General features: G+C 43.8%; 1 protein-coding gene. It reads left to right on the top strand.

Annotated features, from left to right (window positions below; all coding sequences use genetic code 11):
- Positions 1-242 precede the first annotated feature (242 nt).
- Positions 243-1,364, top strand: a complete 1,122-nt coding sequence (locus WAM07_RS16945) for an NAD(P)/FAD-dependent oxidoreductase (RefSeq protein ID WP_422168584.1) — start codon at positions 243-245, stop codon at positions 1,362-1,364.
- The last annotated feature ends 254 nt before the right edge of the window (positions 1,365-1,618 follow it).

Here is a 1,618-nt window from a genome sequence, read left to right on the forward strand (position 1 = left end):
AATTATGGCCTTTATGAAATAGAAAATGAAGATGTTCATGATTGTGTAAGTACAATGGACCAATGTTACCGGTATCTCTGTGAATATTGCGAGCATTGATAATAAAGGAGATGTGCTGATCATTCACGAGATACGGATAACGGATCACATGTTTTCAGCCTGATGTGTTCACGTTTGAGAGACCCCTTCATCTCTTGTAAAATAACTCATTAGTGAATTTAAGAGGAAACAGGGTGTTAGATGTGACTAAATATATTGTTGTGGGCGCAGGGATTCTTGGTGCTTCAACGGCTTACCACTTAGCAAAAACAGGTGCTGAGGTAACTGTCGTGGACCGAGAAGATCAGGGACAGGCTACGGAAGCAGCTGCGGGAATTGTATGTCCGTGGCTTTCCCAGCGTCGAAATAAAAAGTGGTATCAGCTTGTTAGAGGAGGGGCTAAGTACTATCCAGACTTAGTTCAATCGCTGGAAGGTGATGGAGAAACAGAAACAGGGTACAAGAGAGTCGGAGCAATTAGTTTGCATACCGATGAAGATAAGCTTGATAAGATGGTAGAACGGGTGCTAAAACGAAGGAAGGAAGCGCCTGAGATCGGAGAAGTAACAAGACTCTCTCCAGCAGAAACGTACAAGCTTTTTCCGGTATTATCAGAGGAATATGGAGCGGTCCATGTAAGTGGAGGTGCCCGAGTGGATGGGCGCTTAATGAGAGATGCTCTGCTTCGTGCAGCCGAGAAACACGGAGCTGTTCAGATCAAAGGAGAAGCTTCGCTTGTATATAAAGGGGAAGATAAAGGTGTGCGGGTGAATAGTGAGTTCTACTCTGCAGATCAAGTGATCGTGACAGCAGGTGCCTGGGCGAAAGAGTTGTTTACTCCTTTAGGCATTGATTTTAAGGTTACGTTCCAAAAGGCTCAAATTGTCCATTTAAAACTTCCGGACAAGGATACAAGTGAGTGGCCTGTGGTTATGCCGCCGACCAATAAGTATTTGTTATCGTTCGGCGGAGGTCGAATTATCGCTGGATCTACACATGAAGATGATACGGAATTTGATCATCGGACGACAGCGGGAGCGGTTCATGAAATTTTTGACCAAACACTCAGCTACGCACCCGGCTTATATAAGAGTTCCCTTCTTGAGACGCGTGTAGGGTTCCGGCCGTTTACGCCGGGATTTCTTCCGGTGTTTGGTTATGTGCCAGAGCACCCCGGTCTGCTGGCAGCTAACGGTCTTGGGGCATCTGGATTAACTTCCGGTCCATTTCTGGGAGCTGAACTTGCAAAACTTGCTCTAGGTCAGGAAACAGAGCTTGATCCGGCTGACTATGATCTCTCAGAAGCGATAGAGATCATGAACTAGAACGAGCGATGATTCCAGGAGTTCACTGTTCACGCTCACTAGAGAAAACATCTATTACATTTTGCAATAAAAAGACCAAATCACAACGTGATTTGGTCTTTTTCAGCTTGTTGAGAAACAATACTTTAATGAAGTTTTAAACCTATTTTTTTACATTTACTTTTTATGTATGCGTGATTATACAGTTGAATAGAGAGTATCTTACTCTCTTTTTATCAATAGGAGAACCATTTTCTTTATATTTTGTGCAGTGG

It is taken from the genome of Halobacillus sp., from assembly GCF_049282395.1.
GTDB lineage: Bacteria > Bacillota > Bacilli > Bacillales > Halobacillaceae > Halobacillus.